Source organism: Pseudotamlana haliotis (assembly GCF_008806375.1).
Lineage (GTDB): Bacteria > Bacteroidota > Bacteroidia > Flavobacteriales > Flavobacteriaceae > Pseudotamlana > Pseudotamlana haliotis.
The window spans coordinates 18,694-42,141 of the sequence record NZ_WAAT01000050.1 but is presented as its reverse complement, the minus strand read 5'-3'; the positions used below and the strand labels follow the sequence as shown (position 1 = coordinate 42,141).

The following is a 23,448-nucleotide window of genomic DNA, read 5'->3' as shown; positions in this document are numbered from 1 at the left end:
ATCATTCGCCATCCTTTATCTCACAATACTTCTGGGTAACAAACTTATCGAATAATTCTTCCTCATTTATAGCACTAATATCTAGTTCTAGATTTTCCATAACACAATATTTAGCGCGTCCAAAAAGATCTTGTTTGAGAGGAAAAAAACCTTCTATTCTACTAAGGTATAAGTTACAATCTGTTGTATTAAATTTAAACAGCATTGTAACATGATTTCCATAATGATCTCTATTTGTAAATTGGAATGAATTAGAATTAATTTTTATGAATTCTACATAGGAATCAAATAAAAGTTCGACAGCCTCAAACTTATAGATTTTACTGCTTGATAAACTAATTACAAACTCAAAATCCTCCTCTAAAAAAACAATACTTTTTACCGCCAAAAGTTCTTTTTTTTCATTAGCACTTTTTTCCTTACTATTCTTACAGGATAAACAACAAAAGCAAACAACTAACAATAAACTTATTTTCCATAATTTCTTAACCTGCTCCATCAATCTTAGTGATAAAAATGACATTATTATTCTTTTCTAATGTATAGCTATAATATTCTTCTCTAACATGTTCTTCATCCTTATCTTTTATAATCTCTTCTACACAAAGCACCTCTAAAAGTATTGTTTTGGTACAATCCTTTCTCAATACGATTAATTCGTTTTCACAGAAACGATCATTAAAGATATAAGAAATGTTATTTTCCTGAAGACTAGTATATTTTATAGGCGCTGTTGAAAAGTCGTAATCAATATTAGATCTGATTGCGATTTTTAATTCTCTAAAATGTTTGTTCAACAGTTGCACATCGTCCTTTGAAAAGCAATTTTTGTATCTATTAGTCTCTTTATCTTTAATTACACCTACTCCATCAACTCCTTTGTTTTGATAGTCATTTAATTGGTTGTTTCTTTTTTTACAAGACAATAATGTAATTAATAATAAAAACACCAACTTTATAACGGTTTTACAAAATTTAGTGTGTTGTTGCATAGCTACCATCTTCATTTTTATTTAATTCAGGTAATTCATATAAATTAGGCTCATAACTTATAGGCTTCATAATCGCATATTCCTTTCCTATTGATACTGTTCCATATTTAATTTCCTGAATGCCTTTTCCTTGATTCCCTCCAATATAAACATATTTATTCTTTGGTGTATTTTTGCCAACAATTACTGCACAATGGGAATAATCTAATACAATAACTGCTCCAACAAATGCCTCACACGCTTCCCCTTCTGCCCAACCAGATAAGTTTTTATCTCCAAATTTTTGAGATTTTTCTTTTGCTAATTCATTCGCCTCAGGTCCCCAATCAAATGCAAATGAATTAGAACCAGAATTAACGTTTTTATAATTAGCCTGTTCAAAACACCAATTAACAAAGGATGCACACCATGGTATTTTATAATCTCCACTTCCTCTTCCTGATTTATGATATTTTATTATTTTTTCCTTGAGTGGAGATTCATTTTCTTTTACACCTTTAAATGCTAGATATTCCTGGTAAACAAATTTAATCCAAGGAGCCTTGTCTCCTGAAATTATCTCTTGTCTATTTTCGTTATTTACACAAGTATAATCGAATCTAAAAACTTGTTTAAGTACATTGTAATACTTCTCTCTTTCTATTTTTCCATTTCCCCCTCCATTAACAAAAGTGGATATTATATTAACATACTTATCGTCATATAATGCAACTTCATTTAAAGATTTACCCAAAATATTGACATACTTTGATTTACTTGCCTTTGTTCTAAAAGCTATTTTTTTATAACTTGTCCAAAACCACCCTGCGGAATCCATAGCGTAATGTAAGTTATCTGAAATATATTTTTCATAATTATTCTCTCGTAACTCTAGCTCATTATCTGTTTTTCCTTTTAGCTCTCCTTCAGTATCTTTAGCCACTTCTTTTAAATATTTAATTTGTGTATTACGCCAAGTTAACTGCATAAAACCACGCCCCCTATACTTAGGGCCATCCCCTGCTATGGTATTGCCCATTTTTTCAGAATCACTATGATTCCCGGGATTATACCGCTCCCCATTGGAAATCTCTAGAGCCGTTGTAAACCTACCAGACTCCCAATATATTTGACTAATGAACTGAATCTTCTGAATACACTTATTGATATTATATCGCTTAGTAGTCTTATTAAACTCTTCAGTTAATCTTTCATAAGTTTTATCGCTATCCGGTATAAGACAATTTGAATGATTAAAGATGGTTTTTCCTCCTAAGCCTTCACTTTTCCTCAGCCTTTTTATTATACGTGAAAATTCTTCGACTGTCAAATCACGGTTACAATAACAATCACCACCCCCCTGCAAATACATCCCCCGCATCTGCCGAACAAAACTATTCACATTAAAATGCCAAAGCATATCTGAACTTGGTAAACGGCGGGTTTCAGCTTTTTCTTCTTTATATTTACCTTTTTTGTATTCTTGATCTAATTCATCCAACTGGGTGTCGAAGTAAGAATTATTTTCTGCAAATTGTTCACTAGTTACGTAATAACGCTTATACCTTTTCTCTAAGGCTCTTTTTTTCTCTTCGTATTCTTTGTCTTTTTCCGTCGTTTTAGGCGTATAGGTCGTGTTTTGTAGCTCTTGCCAAAACATGAGGTTTGTGGTTTTTTCAACCAGATGCTCTAATTCGGCATCGCGTTTTTGCTCGAGAAGTTTCTTTTTATCTTGGTCTTTTTCTAAATCAATGCCCAGTTTATAAAATTCTTGGGCTTCGGTTTTTATTTTTTCTGGGGTGTAACTCCATTCACTTTTATGTTTCACCACCATTTTTCCCATACGTTCAGATTTCTCTGGGTCGTGTTGGGCGCATAAAAACTCCATAGGCGTAAGTACGCCATTGCCATCTTCGTCTACTATTTTCCAAACTTCATCAATGAACACATCAGTTTTAGGGGATTTATGATAGTCCTTCATCGCATAAACATACTCATTACCAGCATCGAAAGTATCAAAACCAAAATTACGCCAAATAAATGGGTTGATATCTTCTGTATGCAGATCACCCGCCTTTAGCCATCCGGTATGCAAATAATGTGTTTTTTCGTGGTTATAGCTTTCCTTTATGAAGTACCATTCCTGTCCGTCATCATCAGTGATAGTGATTTCTGGCTTCCCCTTAAGCACTATGTCTTTTTTAAAAGTGTTCCCATTTTCGTGAGGTACAAGAGGTGCTCTAGGGTAAACATGACAACTATCAGAATCTAAGACCGTTTCTACCCCAGAAGTAACGGTCCCACCTGCTTTTAATTTTAATAATGACTTATCTATCCAAAATTCTTGGTCCCAAAATGGTGGTTCTATAATAATTTTTCTAAGATTACCTGTATCAGTGGTATAAAAATAAACGTAATCCCCTTTAGTTAACAGACCATTAAATTGCTTATTAACATACTCAAAACTACTCGCTTTAATTTTATATCTCGTTCGGCTATGGTTACATATATTGTCCTTGATATAATCAAACACACCTTTAGAATTTTCACCTCGATGTTGTGTAATCAGGTGTTTTTTCTTGTCAATTACCTTAATTAGGCGGTTTACTTTCACTTTAACATAATCTTCTTTTATGTCCATAACCTCAACCGGAATCCCCGCCTTAAGTACCTTTTTACTTTTCAAATTAGGCTCTAATCTAGCCCCTGACAAAACTTTATACCGCAGAAAACGGTCTTCACCATCGCCAGCACAATTATCAAGTAATGACGAAACATCTTCATCCGGATCATCGGTAAATAACTCCACATGACTGGCGTATTTTTTTTCATTTTTACGGAAACCAAAAGCTCCCACATAAGCCACGGTATCTCCCGCTTTGACAGGAATATCACAGGCTATAATTTTATCGGTAAGGTTCTTATTTACACTTTTCAGTGTTTCAAGATCGTCGACTTCCACATAACCTCGGTATTCCCTTTCTGTACTCTTTACCTTGACCCATTTCTTATCTTCAGATTCTGACCCTTCAATGATGCTAACCTTTGTTCCTGTTGGTATGACATCAATACATGCTAGTTTCTCAAAACCATTTACTGTGATATCATAACATAAAGCACCATTTTTCAATTCAGGGTTTAGAGGTGCGGTTTTGGTTTTTTTATTACCGTTAACAGTAGTGGTATTAGTATCTACCCCATACGTCACTCTATATTCATTTGTTTCACTAGAGACTAACTTTAAACAGTTCGAATGAATATGAATATCTTCATAAATGGTATTGGTAAAAGGATCGGTGTAAGTGTAGCTATAATATTTTTGCTTTTCAGAAGATTTTTTTGTGTTATAGCTAATAGCCCAATCAGCTAAAGAAGATTCACTATTACGGGTAACCATATGATTTTTGGGTATGAGTACGATTTCTGGTCCACGCTTTTTTTCTTTTTCAGCGGAAGCCGATCGTCCCCTTACACCTTTTGGGGTCTGAGCAGCCTTTATTTTGGTCACTTTTTCACTAAGGTAATCTGGAATTTCTAAATTATTGGTTTCTATATCAAACTGACTGGCAATATGGTGGTATAGACTGTAGAAAGTGAGTTCATGCCCTTTCGGACTCTTATACTCATGCTGCAAGAGGATAAACCCATTGGAATAGGTCTCTGGGCATTCATGTTTGCTTTCTAAATATACAGAAGGTAATCTAAAAGCAATAATCCGTGCATCAGATATAGCCACTAAAGCAGCTAAAGGGCTTTCAACATGAACACCACCATGCCACGTATTATAAGAGCTCAATGGATAATGACCAAAAGTAGTTGAAGTTTTACGCTGATCTAAATTATGGTCTTTTTCGGGGTAAAAAAATTTCAAGGGAATATACGTAAGGGTTAAACACTAAAGTCAAAATCACCTAAAAAACCGTTTTTTTTGGCTTCTTCTTGATTTTTATGCTGTTGTTTTGTTGCTTCTTTCACCTGTTTGCCTCTACCGCTAAGCACGGATAATGTACGTTTTGTAAGGTTTATATTTGGAAGCTCCATACGATCTACTGGTGTGAGACTTGGAGAAGTTCCTGCTCCCGAGTTCACTAAAACATTGGCTTCCCCAACGCTTATTGATCCGCCGTGAACCGTTAAACTTCCTGTTGTCGCTACAGCCATGCCGTTGATGAGTATATTAGATTCGCCACTCATTATTGTATCTGGCGGCCCCGTACAAACACAGATACTCCCAACTGTGGCAATGGGTTTTCCGTTGGCAAGCACATTAACTGCGCCTTGTGACACTGGTCCCCCTACATGAGGCACCGTTCCTGAACACATCGGGCAAATGTGCATACTTCCTACTGTTGCTATTGGTCCTGGCATTTTTATGTATTTTTAACAAATGTAGGAAAATATTTATATTATTTGAAAGATAATTATATAAAATTCAAACGTACTTGTCATTCAGAACGAAGTGATGAATCTTTATGTTATGAGATCCTTCAGTCGTACCTCCTTCTGAATGACAGTACAACAACCTTCAAGAAAATGTAATGCCCAAACATGCTTGTCATTCAAACAAAGTGATGAATCTTTATGCTGGGAATGAGATCCTTCAGTCGTAACTCCTTCTGGATGACAGTACTGCAACCTTCAAGGAAACGTAATGCTCAAACATGCTTGTCATTCAGAACGAAGTGATGAATCGTTAATGCTGTTGATGAGATTCTTCAGTCGTACCTCCTTCTGAATGACAGTACAACAATCTGCAAGAAAACGTAATGCCCATACATGCTTGTCATTCAGAACGCAGTGATGAATCTTTAATGCTGTTGAAGAGATTCTTCAGTCGTACCTCCTTCTGGATGACAGTACATCTGATTATTCCTACATCGTTTAATGTTCTTACCTTACCACCATGAAAACAATAGGAAATCATAATTATTACGTCTATATACTCACAAATAAAAATAAAACTGTACTATATACTGGAGTAACAAACGATTTAAAACAACGGCTTTATACTCATAAAAACCCGCTACCTTTCTCAAAATCTTTTACTGCTAAGTATAAATGCTTCTACCTCATATACTATGAACATTTTAGTGATATCAATTTTGCAATTAAGCGCGAAAAACAAATTAAGGGCTACAGTCGATTCAAAAAAGAAAGTTTAGTTAATAGTTTCAATACTTCATGGAAGTTTTTGAATGATACCATTTGATTGGAATAGATTCTTCAGTCGTACCTCCTTCTGAATGACAACACAGTAACCTTCAAGAAAGCGTAATACCTAAACTTACTTGTCTTTCAGAACGAAGTGATGAATCTTTATGTTGTTGATGAGATTCTTCAGTCGTACCGCCTTCTGAATGACAGTACAACAATCTTCAAGGAAACGTAATGCCCAAACATGCTTATCATTCGGAACAAAATGATGAATCTTTATACTGTTGATGAGATCCGTCAGTCGTACCTCCTTCTGGATGACAGTACAGCAACCTTCAAAAAAACGTAATGTATAAACTTACTTGTCATTCAGAACGAAGTGATGAATCTTTATGCTGTTGATGAGATCCTTCCGTCGTACCTCCTTCTGGATGACAGTACAGCAACCTTCAAAAAAACGTAATGTATAAACTTACTTGTCATTCAGAACGAAGAGATAAATCTTTATGCTGTTGATGAGATCCTTCAGTCGTACCTCCTTCTGGATGACAGTACAGCAACCTTCAAAAAAACGTAATGTATAAACTTACTTGTCATTCAGAACGAAGAGATAAATCTTTATGCTGTTGATGAGATCCTTCCGTCGTAACCCCTTCTGAATGACAGTACAGCAACCTTCAAGGAAACGTAATGCCCAAACATGCTTATCATTCGGAACGAGGTGATGAATCTTTAGGCTGTTGATGAGATCCTTCTGTCGTACCTCCTTCTGGATGACAGTACAGCAACCTTCAAGGAAACGTAATGCCCAAACATGCTTATCATTCGGAACGAGGGGATGAATCTTTAGGCTGTTGATGAGATCCTTCTGTCGTAGCTCCTTCTGGATGACAGTACAGCAACCTTCCAGAAACAGTAATGCTCAAACATGCTTGTCATTCAGAACGAAGTGATGAATCTTTAATACTGTTGATGAGATCCTTTAGTCGTACCTCCTTCTGAATGACAAAACAGTAACCTTCAAGAAAGCGTAATGCCCAAACATGCTTGTCATTCAAACAAAGTGATGAATCATTATGCTGATGATGAGATTCTTCAGTCGTACCTCCTTCTGAATGACAGTACAATAACCTTCAAGAAAGCGTAATGCCCAAACATGCTTGTCATTCAACCAAAGTGATGAATCATTATGCTGATGATGTGATTCTTCAGTCGTACCTCCTTCTGGATGACAGTACAGCAACCTTCAAGAAAACGTAATGCCCAAACATGCTTGTCATCCAGTACGAAGTGATGAATCTTTTTGCTGTTGATGAGATTCTTCAGTCGTACCTCCTTCTTAATGACAGTACAACAATCTTCAAGAAAACGTAATGCCTAAACTTACTTGTCATTCAGAACGAAGTGATGAATCTTTATACTGTTGATGAGATCCTTCAGTCGTACCTCCTTCTGGATGACAAAGTAAATAACATTTAAACAGCAAAATCAAAGTAACTTCGCGATTTCAGTTTCAAAACGCTCTAAAGTATACTGTTGCGACCATACTGCGGCTGCTTCAGACATTCTATTTAGAGTATCTTGGTTTTGCAATAAGGTTGTTAAACTAGTAAAATCCTTTATGAAATCATTGGTAAACAAAAAGCCTCTGTTCCCATGGTCTAGCATATAGGGTACACAAGATACTGGTGTAGCGATAGGAATGGTTCCAAAAAACATGGCCTCTGCAATAGCTTTTGGCCAGCCTTCCGACTTTGATGGTAGTATAGAAAAATGAGCTGTTTTTAAGGCTTCTTTAACCGTCGTTTGGGGTTGGTTCCCATGGAGGGTCACGATAGTCTCTAAATTATGGTCTAAAATATAGCTTTCAAGGCTTTCTCTTAAAACCCCATCACCATAAAAATCTAAGCTTACTTTCTTACCTTGTTTATGTAAAGCTTCTACCAACTGAATGGCCAACAAAGGTTGTTTCCCTGGAGTTAAGGTACCTACAAACACAAATTTTAATACATCTGTATAATCTCTAACCATGGGATCTCTTCTTTCTGAATTCTTATACGTAGCAGTAAAAAAGGATTTGATATTTTTAGATTGATTTGGCCAATCCCCGTAAACTAAAACCTGAATATTTTTGGTCAAAAAAGTGTTACTTAAAATCCATTTTTGAATTTTATAACTTATGGGTTGCTTAGCCTTAAGATCCCAATTCCCTGCATATTTAGCCGTTTTAGGTTTCTTTGGAAATAGTATTTGAACCAAGCAGCCTAACAAACCGATGTTTCCTGGGCATCTTAGGTGAATGTGGTCTGATTTCCTGAAAACTTTAAATAATGTGAATGCAATAAATGGTATTCTGATTACACTGATAAAACTATTTTTAAACGATGTAAAATTTAAGGCGGGTACTGAAACTACTTTGGGTTGCTTGGAAAAGGTGCGAGTCAAAAGAGGTGCATTATGTGTTGTAGGAGACATCACAGTGATATCAGTGACATGCTTAAACCACATACCCATTTCTAATACATAAGGGGCATAAGCACAATAGAGATCATCTTTTTTTAATGTTGGCGCATCTGAAACTACAAAGAACTTCATTAAATATAATTTTTTGATGTATTATCGCTAATAACCTGCGCCGGAACACCAAGAACAGTTTTATTATCTTCAATATTCATGTTCACTAATGAATTTGCACCTATAACGCAGTTATTGCCTATTTTAATTTTTCCTACGATAACAGCATTTGCTCCCATATACACATTGTCACCTATAACAGGTACGCCTCTTTTTTCATCTCTACCACTCACCCCAATGGTTACGCCTTGAGAAATATTACAATTCCTTCCAATTATGGCAGAAGGGTTAACGATAACACCACCAAAGTGGCCAATATAAAATCCTTCACCAATTTGAGCAGAATAAGGCAAAGAAATTCCTGTAACGATTTCGATGCCCTTTTGCCAAAACACGAATAAAAGAAGTGCAACTCTTTTAAAAAAAACGGGGAGCTTACTTCGATAACAGGCATTACCAAGCCTATAAACAAAAAGGGCCCACAACCCTTGGTTCGTTAAAATCAAAAGCAAAGCTGACTTCCTTCCACTATACTTTTTATATTTTTTTATATCTAAAAGAAAACGAGTCATTTAACTATCTACCTTTGGCGCATTAAAAATTAAAGATAACCACCCTACAATTCTCCCGAAGCTTTCTCTAAAAGCTTCTTGCTTATTTTTCGTGTTAACCACATTTGTAAGACGCACTAAAGTAAGTAAAAAAGCGGTGGCATGCCATTTCATTACGGCTTTAAAACTTGGTTTCGGATACTTCACCCGCCATACATACCAACCGTTCCGAATCACCATTTTTCCATATTTAAATTTATTTGGGCGTCCAGATGCATCATGAAAATGCTCCAATTTAGCTGCGGTGTTCACGTAAAGCTTGCCTTGTTTGGCAACTCGCAAGGAGAAATCGGCGTCTTCATACAGGCCATAACCTTCAAAATAAGTAGAAAATTTTAAAGTTTTAAAAACACTTTTCTTGCATGAAGAAACGCCTCCCATAAGCTGTTCGACCTGATATATTTTTTCCGAAGGTGGTAAAAAACTAATAGAGCGTCCGTGTGAAAATGTAGGCATAAAACCAGGCTCTACATCTGGTAATAATCCAAATTTTTTACGCATTTTGAATCGAGAAGGTTCATTGCGCATCCAGCCATCATAATAAAATTTACTTGAATCATTTTGATCATCAGTTCGTCCCCATGCCACCTCATTCGTGATATAACCACCTACGGCTAAGGCCTCTGGTTTTTCGGCGTAGGTTACCATCAATTGTTCAAAATAATCAGATTCTAAAATTACATCATCATCTAAAAAACAAACCACCTCAACAGTCTCAGACACTTTACTTACTCCAAAATTTCGTTGTTTGGTTAACCCTCTTTGGTTTTCTTCTACTTTGAAATATTTTAGGTTTTTGAATGGGTTTTCATTAAAAATAATTTCCGTTTCATGATTTGTAGAACCGTCAATAATTAATATTTCATTGGGATATAGGGTTTGAGCCTTCACAGAGTTTAATAGCTTTAATAAAGGCTCTGGACGCATGTATGTACAAACTATTAAGGTGAAGTTCATTATTGTGAGTTGCTATTAATTTAAAGACCTATTATTTAATTACAAGTGTACAAATAGTCCGTAAAGCCCTAATTCTATCTATTTTAACAAAGGTAATATTCCTTTCTTTTAATTATTTCTATTCCGTTCTTTTCCCTAACGCCATTAACCGCTTGGCATAAAACACCGATTTATTAAACTTTAAAACCCGTATTGGAAATTGAATAACACGCTTAGGGAGCTCAAACACTTTTGCCTTTGTAAAATAAAAGACGAAGTACTTTATTTTATATTCGCGCCGCTGGTTTGTATCAAAATGCTTATAAAGTTGGTACATTATTGTAGGACTTGGTACCGGCACTATTTTTTTTACAGGAACATCTAATTCCCAAGGTTGTTGTTTTCGCTTTTTCCCTTTAATACCTGCTTGTTTTCCCCAAAATCGATACCCTCCTAAAGGCGGTTTTAAATGCAAATTAACAGAAAACGGATTATGCATAACAGTAACACCTAATTTTGAAATTGATAATCCAAAATCGCTATCTTCACCATAACCTCCATCATAATTTATATCATTCCCAACCAAAATATCAACAACCCGTTTAGACACGCATGAATTTGCATTACTAAATGATTGTGATGCTCCTACTTTCCACCTAGAATCTTCTATCTTTTTTAATTTACTATCTAAATCTATTAACGTTTGTCGTTGATGATCTGCTCTTATATCTAACCCGTTACATGCCTCGGCGTTATAGGTTTGTAATAATTTAATATGGTTTTCTATGAACTCAGGTTGAATTCTGATGTCATCATCACCAAATATAATATAATCTCCAGAACACAATTTTATCGCTTCATTTCTTGCACGACAACTACCTTTTGTAGTCTGCCACTTAAAAACAACTTTAAACGAATAATTATCAGCATTATATAAGGTCTCATTTCTTGATCCTTCCGGTGTAGCATCCACTACAATAACCTCATAAGGTTTGTAGGTTTGATGCTCCAAATCATTCAGCAAGTTCATTGTATACTCCTGACGTAACATGGTAGGAATAATATAACTTACTTTTGGAGCTCCTTGAATATCTAGTAAACTCCTTGGCGGCAAAATCTTGGTTTTACTTGATAACTTAAAATTGCGCAAAGCATTAAAAAAATCAAAAACCTCAAAAGGCCTCAAAAACATACGGCGACACAACATGTAAACACCTTGTGATTTTTTAAAATTTTTAATATAAAATGCATAAACATCCTTGGAAGAAATAGAGACAATTTCACTTTGGGCTTGAAATAACTCCTTGACATATAAAGGCACAACACCTTGATAGCGTAATGCGTTAAATCCAAAATCTAAAGCAGCTGTTTTTATATTATCGTAGTCAGTATCAAAACCTTCTAAAGTTTCCCAAACCTCTTTTCGTATTACAAAAGCATGTGGGTTAATACGCCAACTCACCGATTTGTCTAAACCTTCAAAATCGTTAGCATACCAAAAGAAAACAACCGTTTGATAAATTATTTCTGGGAATGAATTTTTATAGCCTTGATCTAAACTGCTATGCCAAATATCACCTTCTCCTTTTGCTAAGACTTCTAACAACTGGAAATTAGGGTTTCCTGTATATAACAATACGGTTCCCTGCTTTGTATAATATTCCTTTAATTCCATTAGGGCTTTAATAATTTATTGTAAAATTCAACCGAACGTTTTGCAACGATATCATGACTAAATTTATTTTTTACTTTTTGACGTGCGGCCATGCCAAATGTCCTTTGTTTTATAGGGTTATCTAGTAACTCCAATATGCGTTGTGCATAAATGTCATGATTTTTGGGGTGCACTAAATAACCATCAACACCATCATCAATCATTTCCTTAGCCCAACCAATGTTTGAAGCAATAATTGCCTTTTCCATAGCCATGGCTTCCAACCACGACACCGGCAAAGCTTCTGCGAAGGTAGGAAACACACAAACCGTAGTTTCATTAATTAAATCTTGAATTTTCGAATAAGGAACCGCCCCCAAATACCTTACTTTCTTTATTGCTGATTTATTAAACATTGGCTTCATCAACTCCCAAGTAGATTTAGAATCCGTTTTAATATCCGGACTATCTTTTCCAACTAGAATTAATTCAACTTGCTTATTATTTTCATGAACTAAATTAAATATTTGAGGTAACTCCAACAGGCCTTTTTTACGAATGAGCGTTCCAAAATAGAGTATGGTTAACTTTTTATGTTCATTTTGCTTAGGCTCAAATTGTGAGGCATCAATACTGTTTGGTATAACAGTAAAGGTTCTGTTTATGGCCATTAACTCATTGGTTAAATTACCTGTAAAAGCACTCACGCTAATAATACCATTTGCATTTCTTAAAGCACGCTTTTCAAGAAATTTATTTTTAAATTTTACGGTTCTATCATCTAAATGGCAAAAATAGGTGTCACTGCCATTTTCTCGAATTACCAACGGACATTTTGGTTTAACAAAAGCTGTAAACCCTGTCCAATCAGGTGCTTCAACAATATCAATCTTTCCCGAATCATATAAGAAGTTAAGCAACCGTTCTACTTTTTTTTGAGTAAATAGAAGTGATAAACCTTTCACTTTTACATTCTTAATTTTATAAAAATCAATGTTATTTTCAGTAAAATGATCGTCTTCACCTTGTCCGTAAACTAAAACACTAACATCATGGTTTAACTGCGACAATGCCTTTGCTAAATTCAAAATACTGGTACCAATACCCCCAGCATGTCCTGTTTTGGGGTGTGGATATTCGGGCGTTAGGAATGCAATTTTCATAAACTGAGACTTTCTATAAGTAATTTTGAAAAAACTTCAGCGCCATTTTTATTTAAATGACTACAATTCTGAAATAAAGAATCACTTGGAATTGATGATGAAAAATCTTTAAAATTAGGAAGCTTTTCTTTTAATTTCATTAAATAATCATTAGTCTTTAATCTGGAACAAAATGGTGCACAAAAATAAATAACATCTATTTTATTCATTTTGCATAGAGAATCTATCTCTTTTAAACTTTTATTAGATTTCAAGATTGATTGTGGTAACTCAGAACCTCCAAAATCATTTTTATTTATTACACCAAATAATGGTACAAATCCGTCATTAAAATCGATTTTAGACTTTTTATTTACGAGACTCGCTATAAACTCTCTAAACCCTAATCTATAATCATTTTTTGCATATCTATAAAAAGGAAGGTAATAGTTTTTAAAATAATTAGAATCCACTCGCTTCAAATATTCTTTAATAACACTATTAGTTTTGATGTAAGGTAATGCCTGAGAACGAACAATATCTGAACTTGACTCATGGTTAAAAATATAATCTACTTGTATAAAAAGCTTTTCTATTTTTACATTCTTTTCTATTAAAAGTCTTAAAAAAATATTGATATCATCTAATTTTGCTCCTTGGGTTCCAAGATTTATCGTTCTTTTTCCTGTGATATTTTCAATTTCTCTACTAACAATTGAATTTTCTACTCTTGAACTTCCTAAAAAAACATAATCTAACTTTTCGCCTTCTTCTAAATTTAGAATATGTTGCGTTTTATTTCTTGGAAAAGAATTTTCATAAACATTTGTATATATAAAATCTAGCCCATAAAGTAATGTAATAATCCCAACACTTAAAACAATACTATTTCTTAGAAATCTCTTCATTTAGAATTGAAAATATATGAAATCTGAATGTTCTGAATAAACACCTAAAACAATGATTAAAAAAATAATAAATGTTAAATATATTGTTTTATACTTTCCTAGAAAAGGATGTTCATAATTTCTAGAAAACCATTCAACTAATATAAAAAAGGACACTAAAATTAATGCTTCTATTGCATAACGTTCTATAGATAAATATTGATTTGTAAAATTCAAATCGGATATAAAACGTTTTAAATATGCAAATGCTTCGGTAATGGTTTTTGATCTAAAAAACACCCAAGTAGTTACAACTAAAAAAAATGTTATAAACATATTTATTATATTCATTAACCCTGAAAGGTTAAAAGAAATGGATACATTATTTAAATATTTTCGATTTTTATTTAATAATAATAAAGGCAAAAAATATACTGCATTTAATAATCCCCAAAAAACAAATGTCCAGTTAGCACCATGCCAAAATCCACTAATTAAAAAAATAATAAAAACATTCCTAACTTTACCAACAGGAGTGCCTATACTGCCTCCTAGCGGTATATACACGTAATCACGAAACCAAGTGGATAATGATATATGCCAACGCCTCCAAAATTCTGCAATATTTCTTGAGAAATAAGGCTTATTAAAGTTCATCATAATATCAAATCCCAAAAGTCTTGATATACCAATCGCAATGTCTGAATAACCAGAAAAATCACCATATATTTGAAAAGCGAAATAGACAGCTCCGAGCAAAAGACTTAGAGAATTCATGTTTTCATAATTATCAAATATGGTGTTTACATATGTAGCACAGGTATCAGCAATAACTATTTTTTTAAACAACCCCCAAACAATTAAATAAAATCCCGAGACTGCTTGGTCATAATTGAAGACCCTTTTTATGCTAAATTGCGGCAATAAATGTGAAGCCCTTTCTATGGGTCCTGCAACTAACTGAGGAAAAAATGCTACAAACGCTGCGAAATTAATTAATGAATTTGAATGCTTGATTTTATTTCTATAAACATCAATAGTGTAGCTCATTGTTTGGAATGTATAGAAAGAAATCCCAACTGGTAAAATAATATTTAATGATGAAATATTAGACTCAAACCCTATACTCTGCCAGGCGTCAACCCAGTTATCAATAAAAAAATTATAATACTTAAAATAACATAGCAATCCTACATTAAAAATAATACTAATAGCCAGTAGAATCTTTTTTCTAATAGTATTTAATTCTTTACTAATTAGCTTCCCTAAATAATAATCAACTAAAGTACTAAGTGCAATCAACCCTAGAAACCTCCAGTCCCACCAGCCGTAAAAAATATAGCTTGATGCTAGAATAAAAATATTCTGTGATTTTGTTTTATCCTTTAAAGCGAACCAATAACATAAAAACACAATGCTAAAAAACACAAAAAAAGTAAATGAATTGAAAAGCATTAATTGTTATTTATTAATTCAAAATGCTTTTTCACCATCCTATCAATTGAAAATTTATTTTCAATTAAAGTTCTTGTATTCCCAACAATACCTTTTTTACCTTTCATAATAGAATTTAATAATTCTGATAATTCTCGACTGTTTTTTGTCTCAAATACAAAACCATTTTTATCATGGGTTATTACTTCTAAATTGCCACCAACAGGTGTTGTTATTACTGGAATATTAGCTGCCAAACTTTCTAAAATAGACAAACTAAAACACTCCATATGAGTAGGCTGCACTAAATAATCAAAATTTTGATATAATTCATTAATGCTAGAATGACTGCCCTGAAAATAAAAATTAGATTCAAGATCATACTTAGAAACTAATTGCAGTAATTCACTTTTATAAGGACCATCACCATACAAAGTAATTTCCAAATTAGATTTTAAATTGGTAGGCAATACATTAACAGCTTCAATTAAATCTTGAATACCTTTTGAAAAACGCAGGTGCGATACCACCAAAAACTTCGGGTTCTCTGTTCGTCTTTCTGTTGTTTTAGGAATAATGCTATCAATCAACACCCCATTATAAATAGTGTGGGTTTTAAGCTCTAAAAAACTTCCGAAATCCTGTAAAATAGCTTTACGGGTATAATCGGAAACACCAATAAATTGATTGATGTGTTTTGAATACAAAGCTCCTTTAATTCTTTTTTTGATTCTTTTTTTAAGGGAATATCCTACTAAAGGCCTTGGATTATGGTCGACGACAATAATTTTTGAAGTTTGACATTTTCTTATATCCGCAAAAAACGAGGTACATAACTCCACAAAATGCGTGATAATATGAGAATACTGAAGATTTTCGGTTTTAATATAATGTATAAAATTCTGTTCTAAACTTATAGTTTCAGTGGGAATTATATGAAATGTTCCATAGTCGCCATGAGATGCCATATTCGGGAAAAACCAATCAATTTTTATCTGATTTTCCCTGCATTTCTTATTAAAAGCCCAGAAAAAATAATCCATACCGCCTACTCTGCTTTCAAGTAGTTCATAGTTGCAAATAATGGCGATATGTTTTGGTTTTACGCCCATGCTTTTAAACCCTCTACTAATTCTTTACTTGTTTTTTCTAAAGAAACACCCACCTGTTGGTGAATGAAGTTTTCCCTATGCTCACCACCTACATCATCCATTAAATAACTAGCAATAGCTTCCAATAATGCTTCTTTAGTTTTAACCACTTTTGATGCTTGACTGTTCACTAAATGTTCAATATGGGCATAACCTAAAAAACGTTGATCGTCGTACAAGCCATTGGTTTTATTCCCAAAAACAGGGTTGATAACCGGTTTGTTAAACAGCATAAAATCCAAACTCATGGTGGATAGCATGTTGATATTTAAATCAGAATATTCCAATAAAGCTCTTAACTGTTTAACATCATCTCGTGAGGGGATGCGTTGCGACCAAGATTCTTGATGGTTTGCCCTCACTTGATTCCATTTAGGGAAATTCCATTTTATAGACGGATATTTTTCAACTAAATTTTTAAACCGAATAGGGTCTTCCGCAGGCGATGTTCTTACAACAAAATTTACGAGTTGTATGGTTTTATCTTGAATGGCTTCAGCAATGGTTTCAATATATAATTCATCATTTTTACTGGTTGAAATATCGCCACAGCTAAAACAAATGGTTTTTAAATTAGTATCTAAACTAAATTCAGAAATAAAATCCTGTTTAGATATTTTGTATTCAGGCAACACGTAAGGTACAAATTGCGGGGTGCCAACAATTTTAATATGCTCCTTGTTTATGGAGGTATAAAACTGATTTAAATCCTGTTTCATCAACGAACTCCAAACCAAATAATAATCAAAACTTGAAGCCATACGCCCTTTGGATGCTAAATTATCCCAGCTAAAAATAAATGCTGCTGTCTTAAGTTGCTGCTGTTGCGCAGCATAAACCAACGGTGCAATATATGGTGGCCGCTGGTGGGTAAAAAACAATAAACTAAATTGTTCTTCCCTTAAAATAGAAGTATATGCATGGGTTATTTGATGATTAGCAAACGTGCTGTTTTGCAACTTCTGAAATTGTTGAATGTTGGATTCTGAATGGAAAATTGACGTTAATTTATAAATGAATCGGGTAGCGTATCCCCTTGTCGTTTTAAGTTTTGAATCATTCGTTTTTAAATTATCTTTAATGCCCAAATTTCCTTTTTGGTGTAATTTAAGATGTGCTATTTCTTTTGCTTTTCTAAAAAACCATGTTTTAAAAGTTTCTTCAAAAACATCCAACTCAATTACACGCACGTGGGTATGAAGCCTATAAACTTCTCTGGGCAAGCATGATAAAATAACCACCTCACCAAAAGTAGCCTCTGCTTCTTTTAAAAAATCGCTTAAAATAAAATTTCTAAAGCCTACTCCGTCGGTTATTACTATACCTAATTTACCGTTCATTTAAGTTCTCTAAATTGTTTTTGATGATTTAAGCTCCAAAAACCTTGCTGTTGTAAGGATTCCAGAAAAAGCTCAGCGCTTTGCCCGCCTCCAAATTCAGAAAATTGTGATTTTCTTTCTAACTTTGGAATACAATTTAAAGCTTCTAGAATATTGGGCTCTTCATAATTTATATTTATGATTTCAGAATGCGTCACACGATTTTTTTGCCGTGTTCCAATGTTTATTACTGGCACACCATAATAGGGGGCTTCCCGAACACCTGCACTACTATTACCAACAATACTTTGAGCATTTTTCAACAAAGTTAAAAAATATTCAAAACGCAAAGATGGTATAAGCTTAAATTTCGATTTCCCTTCCAGACGTTTAAAAGCCTTTAAAACACTAGCGCTTCCTAAATCATTATTAGGGTATATAATCACATAATTATGCTTGCTAGACATCAAGGCATTTACTAAAGCTTCGGCGTAACCTGACATCTCAGAAAACTCAGTTGTTACTGGGTGAAACATAACAATACTATAAGTTTCAAAAGGAATGTCGTAATATGCTTTTACATTCTCTAACGTTGGCAGCTTTTTTGAAAACATGATATCTACATCTGGAGACCCAATGGTATAAATAGATGCTTCTATTTCTCCCATTTGAACCAATCTTAACTTGGCCTGATGGTTTGATACGAAATGTACGTGACTCATTTTACTTGTGGCATGGCGTAATAATTCATCTATTGTTCCAGAGACTTCTCCGCCCTCAATATGTGCCACTAAAATATTGTTTAAGCTCCCTACAATAGCTCCTGCTAGAGCTTCTACTCGATCCCCATGAATAACAATTAAGTCTGGCGCCATCTCTTTTACATACTCAGAAAATCCCGAAATTGTTTTAGCCAAGGTTAAATCCATTGACGTTTCATGGGTTTGATTTTCAAAAGTATAAATATTTTTAAACCCACTTTTTTGAACTTCAATCAGTGTATAACCGTATAACTCTTGTAAATGCATCCCTGTTACAAAAATATGAGGATCAAAATCAGTTGCATCCTGTAAAATAGCAATCAATGATTTTAGTTTTCCAAAATCAGCTCTTGTTCCCGTAAGGAATGCAATTTTCTTCATGAATTATACTAAAAAATAGGTTAGAATTGTTTCATTATGGTTCTAGCCAACAATTTTAATGCTTTTATTTTAAATGCTAAAGTATTAGTGGGTGTATTTAAATATGACACACCCCTAACCCCGCTCTAGAGGGGAACACTCTGTCCCTAAAAAAACTAAAAAAATCACCTAACATCTAAAAGCTGTAATTGTACATCATTCTCTAAATCTTTAGCGGCTATTTTACCTATTAAACCATTAAAATGTTCTGCTAAAATCTCACCAGTTCCTGGACGTTTTACCCAAATATTTTCTTTAGTAAAAGCTTCACCTTTTTTAATTGGAGCTATGGTACAAACCGTGGCAAAAGCAAAATCAATAGTTACTTGTTCTTCTTTGGCTGGTTCTTTAGTACCTCCACGCATTAAAGCTAATTCCGCACTGTTTTCTATTAATGCTTTACAGGTTTGCTCATCCATACTGCATATAATATCTGGACCTGTACGTTGCATATGATCTGTAAAATGACGTTCTAAAACAGATGCTCCTAAGGCTACAGCTCCCAAACTTGCATTATTATTTAAAGTGTGGTCACTAAGTCCAAAAACCTTCTCTGGAAAAGCTTGATGTAGTGCTTGCATTGCGCCAAAACGAACCAAATGACTAGGTGTAGGATATAAATTAGTAGTATGTAATAGTGCCACTGGGACTTGATATTTATCAAAAATAGCGACTGCTTTTTTCACACTTTCCAGAGTGTTCATCCCTGTACTTAGAATAACAGGTTTTCCAAACTGAGCAATATGTTCTAGTAATGGATAATTATTACATTCGCCGGAGCCTATTTTATACGCAGGAATATCGAAGCGTTTTAAACGATTGGCTGCAGCACGTGAAAATGGGGTGGATATAAAAATCATTCCCTTGCTTTCCACATAGTTTTTTAAAGCCAATTCATCGGCTTCGTTGAGTGCGCAGCGTTCCATAATTTCGTAAATTGAAATTTCAGCATTACCTGGAATGACTTTTTTAGCAGCACCACTCATTTCATCTTCCACAATATGAGTTTGATGCTTCACGACCTCAGCACCTGCTCGCGCTGCCGCATCTACCATTTCTTTTGCAACCATTAAGGATCCTTCATGGTTTATACCTATTTCAGCAATAACCAATGGTGGATAATCTTGACCGATTTTACGTCCTGCTATTTCAATAAATGGGCGATTCATTATTTTATATTTTTTCTTCAACAATTAGAGACTTCTTTTTATAATTCATTTTATAAGCCTGATGAGGACGTCCTTGATTTATGAAACAAAAATTCGGCATAATCAAAATCTTCTTGAGTATCAATGTCCACCTTTGCAAAAACATGATCCACCTCGAAGGGATAAGCTTTTTCCGTAATTATTACGTTCTTTAAAATGTGTTTCGCCTTGGTGATATACAGCAAACCGTTTTCATAATACAAAGGTTCCAAATCTTGGCTACGCTGTCCTATGGCATAATTAAATGATTTAAAACAGCTATTTTCAATTTTTCCAAGCTTTTCATAGCTTCTAGTCACTGTAAACAGGCTGTCAAAATCCTTTTCAACAAATGTTTGAAATGCGTCTTTCAGTAAGTCTTTAGGACGCAATGGATTCGTGGGCTGTAGGAGGACCACATTTTCAACATCACAATCAATAGACTCTAGAACATGCTTTAAAGCAGACACTGTGGGTTCTAAATCCCCAGATAAGCCTTCGGGCCTGTCAATTACCTGAACTCCGCAGTTTAAAGCTATTTTTCTTATATTTTCATCATTTGTAGACACATAAATCGCATCTATAAAATTATGTTGTTTAGCATAATTTATACTATGAATCAATAATGGCACACCTCCTAACAATTTGGTGTTTTTATTAGGCAAACGTTTAGATTTTCCTCTGGCTGGTATAATGGCTATGGTTTTCAATACTCTTCCTCTTTATGATAATTAAATTACCACTATAAAGTTTAAACTTTATTTAAATTTATTTTCCTTTGAATCTTTGTAATAATTTTTAAGATCTTCATTCTTGTATAAAAGAAACGATCTTTAAATATTGTAATATTTAAATCTAAATCATTGGTATCAATATTAAAATCTATACCCAAGGTGTTAAAGACTCCATTAATTCTGTTAGTGTGCTTTTCATTTTTATTATAACTTCTAGCATACCAAGTATGATAAGCCACTTCTTGATTACTAAATAAAATAACATTAGAAATGTTATCATCTAACATTTTAGATTCCAAATACAAAAACGACTTTCCTTTTCTTTTTAACCATAAAAAGAAACAATAATAAGGTTCATATAAACTGTCAATATCAAAAACACCTCTTAACTCTGCATTATCTATATTAAATTCTAATGGTAAAAGGTATTGATTTTTTAACACCTTTTGCTTATCCCATATTTTAATAATTTCTCTAAAGTTTAAGACTGTAAAAAAAGTGTTGACCATATGAGGATTATAGGTTCTATGTTTAACAACACCACCATCTCTAACACCACAAGCGGTAAATTGGTCTGCTTCCATCTTATCTATTAAAGAGAAAATAAGATTGTTATTTTTAAAAATCACGTCTTCATCCGCTAAAATTAACCAATCTATATCTTTTTTAGATAACTTATCAAACATGTAAATTAGACTATGAATACCATGCATTCCATTACTTCCGTCTATTACATATTTTTTTATATCATTAGGGAACAATTTTGATGTTATCTTATATAAATCGAAATTAGCAACCGTAGTTAATATCGCTATTTTGGATTTATTCATGAGGGATTTTGTTTTTAACTAAAAAATTAGACAATTCATTATTCTCTCCCTTATAAATAAATATCATGTTATGATAAAAATGCATCGAAACAATATGTTTATCAAAGTAAGATTTTTGATATCCTTCAATAACAAACTCTTCATTATTTAAGCCATCTATTAACCCCTTAAAAAAACCATAGATTGTTTCTTTATTGTCTAAATTAATTGAATCACCACCATAATCCTTCCAATATGATGTTTGAGTGTCTTCAACTACATATATACCTCCATTTTTAAGTTTTGGAAAAAGGTACTTAAAACTTTCTATAACATGTTCATTTATATGACTTCCATCATCTATTATAATATCAATACCCCCTATTTCAACAGTAATTGTATCTAAAAAATTAAAATCTACCTGACTTCCTTTAAAAATTTTAATCCTATTTTCTTGAAGGAATGATTTATCATGTATATCCAATGAATAAATTTTGGAAAACGGAAAATACGATTTCCACATTCTTAAAGAGTTCCCTCCCAGATACGGGTCTTCATAACCTCCAACCCCTATTTCTAAAATAGTATTTCGCTTAAACTTAAACTTCGAAAAATGGTTTTGATAATGCGGTGTATAAAAATGACCACCAAACTTATCAGTTTTATGAATTCTAGCTATTTTCGATAAATTAAAAGGATATAATTTAGCAAATAAAGCCCGCCCTTTATATCTGATTTTCAACCTGTTTTGGTATGTAATAAATTTTTTAAACATTTGTTTCATCCATTTTATGACTCTAAAGGTTTCCAATACAGCTTCGTATCTGGTAATTTTTGATATTCTTTAAACTCCCCATTTGTTAACCTATTGGCATATTTAATTAATCGTGGAAAATTATACACGACATCTCCCATTGCTTGAAATATAGCAATAGTAGCTTTAACATCTCCTTTAAAAGTTTTCTTTTTTATTTGTTGCCAAAAAGTATAAACAAGTCTTTTAGGGATTTTGTTAATAGGGTAAAATAAAAAATATAAATACCACCCCGACCTTAAAGACCTTCTTAACCTTAGTCTGTAGTCTTTTTGTTTTTTTCTAGACTTCACATCCACTCTATGGTGAACTAATACATTAGGGTTATAAACAATATTCCATCCTTTCTTAAATAATTGATACGAAGCAAAATCTTCTTCGCCATAAAACACAAACCAATCTGGGTAATAAGGTATATCTCTCCATGCTTCCATGCGCCATACATGGCCACAACCTACAAAGCCCTGGACCCTTAAAGAAGCTTTGTTACAGTTTAAATTAACAGGTAATGTTTTACCCCAAAAAACCCGAAGAGCCATAACAGCACATTTGGGATGAGACTTAAAAAAAGTCTCTATAATTTCTAATGAGTTTTTAGATACTATATGTGCATCATCATCTAAAGTGATGGCGTATTTTGCTTTTGTTAAAGCAAGTAGCTTATTGCGACTGTATATAAGGCCTTCACTCTTGTTGTTTTTAATTAAACAAATCGTTTTATATTTGGTAGCTATAAAATTTGAAGTCCCATCAGTAGAACCATCGTCACAAATAATAAATTCTACCTCATTATTATCAATAAAAACCATCAATTCCCTAAGCGTTTGTTTTAGGTCTTCTAGTCGGTTTTTTGTAGTGATTAGTATGGAGAAAGTTGGGTTTAACATAAA

General features: G+C 33.5%; 20 protein-coding genes. 1 reads left to right on the top strand and 19 read right to left on the bottom strand.

Going from position 1 to position 23,448, the window contains the following annotated elements; genetic code table 11:
- Window position 1: 1 nt before the first annotated feature.
- Genes F6U93_RS11530 through F6U93_RS11515 form a run of 4 tightly spaced genes read right to left on the bottom strand, consistent with a single transcriptional unit; the run spans window position 2 to window position 5,339 of the window.
- Window positions 2-523, bottom strand: coding sequence for a hypothetical protein (locus tag F6U93_RS11530; RefSeq protein WP_191963506.1), 522 nt, complete (start codon window positions 521-523; stop codon window positions 2-4).
- Window positions 486-992 carry a hypothetical protein gene (locus F6U93_RS11525; RefSeq protein ID WP_150939954.1) on the bottom strand — a complete coding sequence of 169 codons (507 nt, stop codon included), beginning with the start codon at window positions 990-992 and terminating at the stop codon, window positions 486-488. The genes F6U93_RS11530 and F6U93_RS11525 overlap by 38 nt, the downstream gene beginning before the upstream one ends.
- A complete protein-coding gene (locus tag F6U93_RS11520) occupies window positions 976-4,842 on the bottom strand; it encodes a hypothetical protein (RefSeq protein WP_150939952.1) in 3,867 nt (1,288 codons plus the stop codon). Before F6U93_RS11520 ends, F6U93_RS11525 begins: the two co-directional genes overlap by 17 nt.
- 17 nt (window positions 4,843-4,859) lie before the next feature.
- Complete coding sequence (locus tag F6U93_RS11515; RefSeq protein ID WP_150939950.1) at window positions 4,860-5,339, bottom strand: PAAR domain-containing protein; 480 nt, start codon at window positions 5,337-5,339, stop codon at window positions 4,860-4,862.
- A 535-nt stretch (window positions 5,340-5,874) separates the two neighbouring features.
- Here F6U93_RS11515 and F6U93_RS11510 point away from each other — a divergent pair.
- The gene (locus F6U93_RS11510; protein ID WP_150939948.1) at window positions 5,875-6,180 is read left to right on the top strand and encodes a GIY-YIG nuclease family protein; all 306 of its coding nucleotides are present in this window, start codon (window positions 5,875-5,877) and stop codon (window positions 6,178-6,180) included.
- Window positions 6,181-7,613: 1,433 nt separating this feature from the next.
- On the opposite strand, the gene F6U93_RS11505 is transcribed toward F6U93_RS11510, so the two are convergent.
- The 15 genes from F6U93_RS11505 to F6U93_RS11435 all read right to left on the bottom strand — a co-directional run bounded on the left by F6U93_RS11505 (window position 7,614) and on the right by F6U93_RS11435 (window position 23,445).
- A complete protein-coding gene (locus tag F6U93_RS11505) occupies window positions 7,614-8,720 on the bottom strand; it encodes a glycosyltransferase family 4 protein (protein WP_150939947.1) in 1,107 nt (368 codons plus the stop codon).
- Window positions 8,720-9,271, bottom strand: a complete 552-nt coding sequence (locus F6U93_RS11500) for a serine O-acetyltransferase (RefSeq protein ID WP_150939945.1) — start codon at window positions 9,269-9,271, stop codon at window positions 8,720-8,722. The genes F6U93_RS11505 and F6U93_RS11500 overlap by 1 nt, the downstream gene beginning before the upstream one ends.
- The gene (locus F6U93_RS11495) at window positions 9,272-10,267 is read right to left on the bottom strand and encodes a glycosyltransferase family 2 protein (RefSeq protein ID WP_150939943.1); all 996 of its coding nucleotides are present in this window, start codon (window positions 10,265-10,267) and stop codon (window positions 9,272-9,274) included.
- Window positions 10,268-10,385: 118 nt separating this feature from the next.
- A complete protein-coding gene (locus F6U93_RS11490; RefSeq protein WP_150939941.1) occupies window positions 10,386-11,921 on the bottom strand; it encodes a glycosyltransferase family 2 protein in 1,536 nt (511 codons plus the stop codon).
- Window positions 11,921-13,063 (bottom strand): glycosyltransferase family 4 protein, encoded by a 1,143-nt coding sequence (locus tag F6U93_RS11485; protein ID WP_150939939.1) that lies wholly within the window; start codon window positions 13,061-13,063, stop codon window positions 11,921-11,923. The genes F6U93_RS11490 and F6U93_RS11485 overlap by 1 nt, the downstream gene beginning before the upstream one ends.
- Window positions 13,060-13,950: a hypothetical protein gene (locus tag F6U93_RS11480; RefSeq protein WP_150939937.1), complete on the bottom strand. Its 891-nt coding sequence runs from the start codon at window positions 13,948-13,950 to the stop codon at window positions 13,060-13,062. The genes F6U93_RS11485 and F6U93_RS11480 overlap by 4 nt, the downstream gene beginning before the upstream one ends.
- Window positions 13,951-15,384, bottom strand: a complete 1,434-nt coding sequence (locus F6U93_RS11475) for an MBOAT family O-acyltransferase (protein ID WP_150939935.1) — start codon at window positions 15,382-15,384, stop codon at window positions 13,951-13,953.
- On the bottom strand, window positions 15,384-16,475 hold the full coding sequence (locus tag F6U93_RS11470; protein WP_150939933.1) for a glycosyltransferase family 4 protein: 1,092 nt from the start codon (window positions 16,473-16,475) through the stop codon (window positions 15,384-15,386). The genes F6U93_RS11475 and F6U93_RS11470 overlap by 1 nt, the downstream gene beginning before the upstream one ends.
- Window positions 16,466-17,854 carry a hypothetical protein gene (locus F6U93_RS11465; protein ID WP_150939931.1) on the bottom strand — a complete coding sequence of 463 codons (1,389 nt, stop codon included), beginning with the start codon at window positions 17,852-17,854 and terminating at the stop codon, window positions 16,466-16,468. Before F6U93_RS11465 ends, F6U93_RS11470 begins: the two co-directional genes overlap by 10 nt.
- Window positions 17,851-18,975, bottom strand: a complete 1,125-nt coding sequence (gene neuC / locus F6U93_RS11460; RefSeq protein ID WP_150939929.1) for a UDP-N-acetylglucosamine 2-epimerase — start codon at window positions 18,973-18,975, stop codon at window positions 17,851-17,853. Before neuC ends, F6U93_RS11465 begins: the two co-directional genes overlap by 4 nt.
- Before the next feature lie 164 nt (window positions 18,976-19,139).
- Entirely contained in the window at window positions 19,140-20,183 is a 1,044-nt protein-coding gene (locus F6U93_RS11455) for an N-acetylneuraminate synthase family protein (protein WP_150939927.1), read from the bottom strand.
- 50 nt (window positions 20,184-20,233) lie between these two features.
- Entirely contained in the window at window positions 20,234-20,911 is a 678-nt protein-coding gene (locus tag F6U93_RS11450) for an acylneuraminate cytidylyltransferase family protein (protein ID WP_150939925.1), read from the bottom strand.
- Between the two features lie 41 nt (window positions 20,912-20,952).
- The gene (locus F6U93_RS11445) at window positions 20,953-21,765 is read right to left on the bottom strand and encodes a hypothetical protein (RefSeq protein WP_150939923.1); all 813 of its coding nucleotides are present in this window, start codon (window positions 21,763-21,765) and stop codon (window positions 20,953-20,955) included.
- A complete protein-coding gene (locus tag F6U93_RS11440) occupies window positions 21,758-22,528 on the bottom strand; it encodes a class I SAM-dependent methyltransferase (protein WP_150939921.1) in 771 nt (256 codons plus the stop codon). Before F6U93_RS11440 ends, F6U93_RS11445 begins: the two co-directional genes overlap by 8 nt.
- Window positions 22,529-22,533: 5 nt before the next feature.
- Entirely contained in the window at window positions 22,534-23,445 is a 912-nt protein-coding gene (locus F6U93_RS11435; RefSeq protein ID WP_150939919.1) for a glycosyltransferase family 2 protein, read from the bottom strand.
- Between the last annotated feature and the right edge of the window lie 3 nt (window positions 23,446-23,448).

What these genes read in the sequence shown, in the direction of transcription:
- F6U93_RS11475 (WP_150939935.1), bottom strand. Translation starts at nt 15,384, where the DNA reads ATGCTTTTCAATTCATTTACTTTTTTTGTGTTTTTTAGCATTGTGTTT.
- F6U93_RS11485 (WP_150939939.1), bottom strand. Translation starts at nt 13,063, where the DNA reads ATGAAAATTGCATTCCTAACGCCCGAATATCCACACCCCAAAACAGGA.
- F6U93_RS11435 (WP_150939919.1), bottom strand. Translation starts at nt 23,445, where the DNA reads ATGTTAAACCCAACTTTCTCCATACTAATCACTACAAAAAACCGACTA.
- F6U93_RS11490 (WP_150939941.1), bottom strand. Translation starts at nt 11,921, where the DNA reads ATGGAATTAAAGGAATATTATACAAAGCAGGGAACCGTATTGTTATAT.
- F6U93_RS11500 (WP_150939945.1), bottom strand. Translation starts at nt 9,271, where the DNA reads ATGACTCGTTTTCTTTTAGATATAAAAAAATATAAAAAGTATAGTGGA.
- F6U93_RS11440 (WP_150939921.1), bottom strand. Translation starts at nt 22,528, where the DNA reads ATGAAACAAATGTTTAAAAAATTTATTACATACCAAAACAGGTTGAAA.
- F6U93_RS11515 (WP_150939950.1), bottom strand. Translation starts at nt 5,339, where the DNA reads ATGCCAGGACCAATAGCAACAGTAGGAAGTATGCACATTTGCCCGATG.
- F6U93_RS11505 (WP_150939947.1), bottom strand. Translation starts at nt 8,720, where the DNA reads ATGAAGTTCTTTGTAGTTTCAGATGCGCCAACATTAAAAAAAGATGAT.
- F6U93_RS11495 (WP_150939943.1), bottom strand. Translation starts at nt 10,267, where the DNA reads ATGAACTTCACCTTAATAGTTTGTACATACATGCGTCCAGAGCCTTTA.
- F6U93_RS11445 (WP_150939923.1), bottom strand. Translation starts at nt 21,765, where the DNA reads ATGAATAAATCCAAAATAGCGATATTAACTACGGTTGCTAATTTCGAT.
- F6U93_RS11465 (WP_150939931.1), bottom strand. Translation starts at nt 17,854, where the DNA reads ATGAACGGTAAATTAGGTATAGTAATAACCGACGGAGTAGGCTTTAGA.
- neuC (WP_150939929.1), bottom strand. Translation starts at nt 18,975, where the DNA reads ATGAAGAAAATTGCATTCCTTACGGGAACAAGAGCTGATTTTGGAAAA.
- F6U93_RS11470 (WP_150939933.1), bottom strand. Translation starts at nt 16,475, where the DNA reads ATGGGCGTAAAACCAAAACATATCGCCATTATTTGCAACTATGAACTA.
- F6U93_RS11510 (WP_150939948.1), top strand. Translation starts at nt 5,875, where the DNA reads ATGAAAACAATAGGAAATCATAATTATTACGTCTATATACTCACAAAT.
- F6U93_RS11480 (WP_150939937.1), bottom strand. Translation starts at nt 13,950, where the DNA reads ATGAAGAGATTTCTAAGAAATAGTATTGTTTTAAGTGTTGGGATTATT.
- F6U93_RS11455 (WP_150939927.1), bottom strand. Translation starts at nt 20,183, where the DNA reads ATGAATCGCCCATTTATTGAAATAGCAGGACGTAAAATCGGTCAAGAT.
- F6U93_RS11530 (WP_191963506.1), bottom strand. Translation starts at nt 523, where the DNA reads ATGTCATTTTTATCACTAAGATTGATGGAGCAGGTTAAGAAATTATGG.
- F6U93_RS11525 (WP_150939954.1), bottom strand. Translation starts at nt 992, where the DNA reads ATGCAACAACACACTAAATTTTGTAAAACCGTTATAAAGTTGGTGTTT.